This is a genomic window from Paraburkholderia sp. (genome assembly GCF_034668105.1).
Taxonomy (GTDB): Bacteria; Pseudomonadota; Gammaproteobacteria; order Burkholderiales; family Burkholderiaceae; genus Paraburkholderia.
Genome location: NZ_JAXDPY010000125.1, coordinates 1 through 5,210, shown reverse-complemented (window position 1 = coordinate 5,210; position 5,210 = coordinate 1). Strand labels below are relative to the sequence as shown.

5 protein-coding genes are annotated in these 5,210 nt (G+C 64.3%); 1 reads left to right on the top strand and 4 read right to left on the bottom strand.

The window, feature by feature from the left end; all coding sequences use genetic code 11:
- Positions 1-237: 237 nt before the first annotated feature.
- From folD to QOC89_RS05955, 3 genes are all read right to left on the bottom strand, one after another.
- Complete coding sequence (folD, locus tag QOC89_RS05965; RefSeq protein ID WP_323044182.1) at positions 238-1,098, bottom strand: bifunctional methylenetetrahydrofolate dehydrogenase/methenyltetrahydrofolate cyclohydrolase FolD; 861 nt, start codon at positions 1,096-1,098, stop codon at positions 238-240.
- Positions 1,099-1,561: 463 nt separating this feature from the next.
- Positions 1,562-2,503, bottom strand: a complete 942-nt coding sequence (locus tag QOC89_RS05960) for a DUF2950 domain-containing protein (RefSeq protein ID WP_323044181.1) — start codon at positions 2,501-2,503, stop codon at positions 1,562-1,564.
- Between the two features lie 20 nt (positions 2,504-2,523).
- Positions 2,524-3,882 (bottom strand): DUF3300 domain-containing protein, encoded by a 1,359-nt coding sequence (locus QOC89_RS05955; RefSeq protein ID WP_323044180.1) that lies wholly within the window; start codon positions 3,880-3,882, stop codon positions 2,524-2,526.
- 395 nt (positions 3,883-4,277) lie between these two features.
- On the opposite strand from QOC89_RS05955, the gene QOC89_RS05950 reads away from it, so the two are divergent.
- Positions 4,278-4,406, top strand: coding sequence for a hypothetical protein (locus QOC89_RS05950; RefSeq protein ID WP_323044179.1), 129 nt, complete (start codon positions 4,278-4,280; stop codon positions 4,404-4,406).
- Between the two features lie 121 nt (positions 4,407-4,527).
- Here the strand turns inward: QOC89_RS05950 and fixJ are convergent, their stop codons facing one another.
- Positions 4,528-5,172, bottom strand: a complete 645-nt coding sequence (gene fixJ / locus QOC89_RS05945; RefSeq protein WP_011488992.1) for an oxygen response regulator transcription factor FixJ — start codon at positions 5,170-5,172, stop codon at positions 4,528-4,530.
- Between the last annotated feature and the right edge of the window lie 38 nt (positions 5,173-5,210).

The following is a 5,210-nucleotide window of genomic DNA, read 5'->3' as shown; positions in this document are numbered from 1 at the left end:
GCACAAGGGGTGGCGCCGGGCATGCAACACGTGAACCGGGCATGGAACGCGTGAGCCGGTAACAGATAATGCCGACGAGGATCGACGCCTGGTATCGACGCCGATGAACGATGCAGGAATGAAAGCGGGGAATCCACGCCAGGCGTTGCTGGCGGGATGCGGGCTCGAATTCGGCGCGGTACCCGCGGCCTTGCATGCCGGCGAAAAGGTTCGCCGGCACGGTTGCACCCTTCAGCCTTACGCGTTTGCCGCCGCTTCGCGCTCGGCGGCTTCGATCGTGTTGACGAGCAGCATGGTGATGGTCATCGGACCGACGCCGCCCGGCACCGGCGTGATATAGCCGGCCACTTCCTTGACGCCCGCGAAATCGACGTCGCCGCACAGCTTGCCGGCTTCGTCGCGATTCATGCCGACGTCGATCACGGCAGCGCCCGGCTTCACCATGTCCGCCGTGAGAATGTTGCGCAGACCCGTGGCGGCGACCACCACGTCGGCGTTACGCGTATGGGCGGCGAGGTCGCGCGTCTTGCTATGGCAGATCGTGACGGTCGCGCCTGCTTCGAGCAGCAGCAGCGCCATCGGCTTGCCGACGATGTTCGAGCGGCCGATCACCACCGCATTCGCGCCTTGCAGCGCAATTTCATAGGCGGCCAGCATCTTCATCACGCCGTACGGCGTGCAGGGGCGGAACAGCGGCCGGCCGGTCATCAGTGCGCCGGCGTTGGCGACGTGAAAGCCGTCCACATCTTTTTCCGGGGCGATGGCTTCGATCACCTTGTGGCTGTCGATATGCGGCGGCAGCGGCAGTTGCACCAGAATGCCGTGGATGCGCGGGTCGCGGTTCAGTTCGTCGATGCGCGCCAGCAGCTCGGTTTCCGGCAGATCGGCCGGGTAGCGGTCGAACGAGGAGCCGAGACCGTTGTCATGGCACGCCTTGACCTTGTTGCGCACATAGACTTCGCTGGCGGGATTGTCGCCGACTAGCACCACGGCGAGGCCCGGCTGATGGCCGCGAGCGGTGAGGGCGGCGGCGCGCGTGGCGACGTCGGCGCGCAGGTTCTTGGAAAGGGCTAGGCCGTCGATCAGTTTGGCAGTCATGGTCGGTCGAGATGGGCAGTTTGGAAAGCGGAGCAGGCGCGAGGTGCGGGGCATGTGCGATGGCGCTTTTATCGAAAACGGCGCGGCGCGTGAAAAGCGCGCGGCACGGATCAGGGATAAGCAGCGCTGCAAAGTCCGACATTATACCGGCCCGGCAGGGCGCGCCATGGATGGATTCCGGGTGGCGCGGGACGCTTGCGACGGATGGCGGCGCTGAAGACTAAGGGCGGCCAGACGTGGTAGGTCACTGTGCGGGTTAGCGTGGACGCCGGCACCCCTGCACGCCTGCTGACGCTGTCGATGGCGGTGGTGCCAGACGCAACTGGTGGCCGTGCATCCCGGCACGGCGCCCGCCCAATTGCCGGCGCCGACGACTCGCCTGACGCGGCATGACATCGGCGCTGGATCCCAGCGTCGACCGGCCGCGGGAGGCTTGTGCGCCGCCGCGGCCATCGAGCGAACGCTACGGTTGCACCGGCTGCCAGCTATCGTCCGGATCGAACGATTTAATGGCGGCCGCGGCGCGCGCAGTCTGTGGCCCAAGGTTCTTCTGATAGACCTGGCCGTCCTGATTGACGATAAAGCTCATCACACCGGTCTTTCCATATTCGGCCGGCGAGGCGATCAGACCGAACCCTTTGGTCAGCACACCGTTCTCGACGTAGTTCTGCGCGCCGCCCTTCGCATGGGGACCCTGCGCTGTCAGGATCCGGTAGTGATAGCCGTGATAGGCGTCTTTCGGCAAGGTGCCGTTGGGCATGGTGGCGGCGAGCGGTCCGAGCGGGCTGTCCGTTTCGCCGGGCGCCGTCGCCCAGTACAGGCCGTCATGCTGGCCTTGCGTACTGACGAAGCGCTGCGCGTAGTGCTGCGTCAGGTTGTGATAGTCGTTTTGCGCGTCGAGGTAGGCGAGCGAGGTCAGGATCGCCGCGTGTTCGTTGCGGCCGATGCGGCGCGTCAGCATTTCGTCCTGCGCGGCGGGCGGATCGAAACGCCAGCCGCGCGCGGTCTGCACGAGCGGAATCGGCAAGGTCCAGCCACTGTCGCCAACCGCCAGATGGGCGGTTGCGTGTCCCTTGCTCTTCATCGGGTCCTCAACGATCTGATGTCCTTTCGACCATGCGCCGAGGAACTGATAGATGTCGTCCTCGCCGATTCCTTCGGAAGGAATGAAGCGATGAAAATCGTTACCGAGCACGTGTTTAAGCGCCCCGTCATCGTTGCGGGCCAAGGCGTCGACGAACGCATTGGCGGCGTCGCCGGCACTGGGATAGACCGCCTGCGCGTGGGCGGCGCTCGTGCCGAGCAGCAGTGCCGGCGCGACCAGCAGGGTGCCGGTCGTGCCGAGGGCGGCGGCGAATTTCACGACGTTGGTGCGCAAGGCGCCGCGTGGGAATAAGCGAATCATCAGAGACTCCTCTTGATCGTTCAACGGTTGCGGCCGAAATGGCGCTCACCGCCGCCGCCACCACCCATTCTGCCGCCGCCACCGCCAAAGTTGCCGCCACCACCGCGCTGGACGCCCCCGCCGTTCGCACCGAGACCGCCGCCGGTACGTTGCTGGCCGCCGCCGTTTGCACCGAGACCACCGCCGGCGCGTTGCTGGCCGCCGCCGTTGGCGCCGAAGTTGCCGCCGGAACGGTTCGCGGCCGCGTTGCGGCTCGCCTCGCCACGCTGCGCGTCCTGCCGCGCGGCGTTGCCGTCGCCGGCGCCACGCAACGCGTTATCGCGATTGACGTTCTGCGCGCGGGCCTGCAGGTTGGCGTTCGCGGTGCCGCCCTGATGAATCCCCTGCACGCGCTGGCTGGCACTGCCGCTGAGGTTCTGGCCGGTACGGTTCTGCAAGGTCTGTTGCGCCTGGGCACGGGCCGCATCGTCACGGCCGCGGAAGGCATCGCGCTGCGCCCCACCGAGGTTGTTGTTGACGTTGCGGTTGAGATTCGCATTGTTGACGTTGCGATTGACGTTGGTGTTGCGATTCCAGTTCGCCGTGTTGCTGTTCACGTTGAGCCGGTTGTTCACATTGATGTTGTTGTACCGGTTCACATTGATGTTGACGTCATGCGTGTTCCAGTTGAAGCCGCCCCACAGCGAATTAGCCACGGCGATGCCGGCACCGAACGCAAGCCCCGTCGCGAATCCGGTCGCGATGGCATAACCGGGTGGCGGCGGGACATACACCGGCGGGTAGGCGGGATAGGGCCACGTACCGTAGACGACAGTCGGGTTATAGGTGGGCACGTATACCACCTGTGGATTGGCCGGCACGATCTGAATCGTGCTTTGCTCGACCACGACTTTCTGCTGCGAACTCGTCTTCAGATTGCCGGCGGCCTGCGCCTGTTTGCGCAGACGTTGCACGGAGTCCATCACATCATTCGGCTGACCGAGAAAGGCCGTGCCGAGTTGCGAGACCCAGTCCGGTTTCGACGCCATCGTCGCGAGGACCTGCGGAAAGGCGACCAGCGATTGCACGCTCGGATCCCAGGGCTCGGACGCGACCGCCTTGACGGCGTCGTCGCCTTGCAGCTTCGAGTTCGCTTGCGACCAGGCGGCTGCGGCCTGCACGTCCTGGGGGAAGGTGGCGGCCATCAGCACCTGCGCGAGCAGCGCGTCGGGATAGAGCGCGATGGGTGCGGTCAGCGAATCGAGTTGCTGGTTCGACATCTTCGCGGCGCTTTGCGCGTGGACGACGCCCGGCGTGACCAGACCGGCGAAGAGTGGCGCCCCCGCAAGGGCGGCGCAAACAAGCAACACACGCGATCGGTGTGTTCCGGATCGTTTCACGATGAAATCCTCCCGGCTGCGTTAGACGCGCGAAGTCAATGCACAACGCATGCTGCGTTGTTTCGACGCGCTGAAATGGAGATGGAAGCGGGTAAAGACAGAAAGGCCGACAGAAAGGCCGACAGAAAGGTGGAAAGGCAGGGCTCGGTTTCGTGTGAGCCGTTCGATAAGACAGGACCTTCAGCGACGTGGCCGAACCGCCTTGACTGCTTTGCAACGCATGGCGACGCCGCATACGACAACGGCAGCACGTTTATCCTGCGTTCATCGGGCATTGACGGTCCCTGCTGAGGAGTTCTGGGTAAATTAAGCGGCGCGGCGAAGCTTGTCAATCTTGTCGGAGGAAAGAACGTAGTGCCCTGCGACGTAAACGCATGCTGAGTAATGCGTAATGATTGAAGGAAGCGGAAGCGGAAGCGGAAGCGGAAGCGGAAGCGGATGCGGATGCGGATGCGGATGCGGATACGGAAGCCGATGCCGATAGAAGCGCGCATCCAGGCGCCGACACATCGGGCATGCCGTGACATGTTGTCGCGAAGCGGGAAAAGGGAAAGGAAGAGAGGAAGATGAAACGGGCCGGACCTGTCGGCGATCCGGCCGTTGAAACGCAGCAGCGACCCGCGGGCGGTGCCGCGGCCGTGATGCTTATTGTGCCGGTTGCGGCTTGTTCGACAGCGCCAGTCGCAGCAGATCGGCGACCGTGTTGACGTTGAGCTTTTCCATGATGTTCGCGCGGTGCGCTTCGACCGTCTTGATGCTGATGCCGAGGTCGTCGGCGATCTGCTTGTTCAGGCGGCCAGCAATGATGCGCTCCAGCACCTGATGCTCACGCGCGGTCAGCTTGCCCAGACGTTCGGCGGCGGCGCGCTGCTGCTGCACGCTGGTGCTTTCGCTGCGGGCTTTATCGAGCATGCGCTCGACCAGCTTGCGCAGTTCGGCTTCGTCGAACGGTTTTTCGATGAAGTCCATCGCGCCTTTTTTCATCGTCGACACGGCCATCGGCACGTCGCCGTGGCCCGTCACGAAGATGATCGGCAGCGACGCATTGTCGGCGATCAGGCGTTCCTGCAACTCGAGCCCGCTCATGCCGGACATCCGCACATCGAGAATCAGACACGCGATCTGGCCAGGATGCGTATGCGGCTGCCACGCGTCGATGAACTGCTCGGCGCTGGAGAAGCATTGCACGCGGTAGCCGTTTGCCTCCAGCAGCCAGCGCAGCGAATCTCGCACGGCCTCGTCGTCGTCGACGACAAAGACAGTTTCCTGTGTGGTGACTGGGCTGTTCATAGCTCTCCCGTAACGGTTTGTGGTGTCGGCGCCTCTGA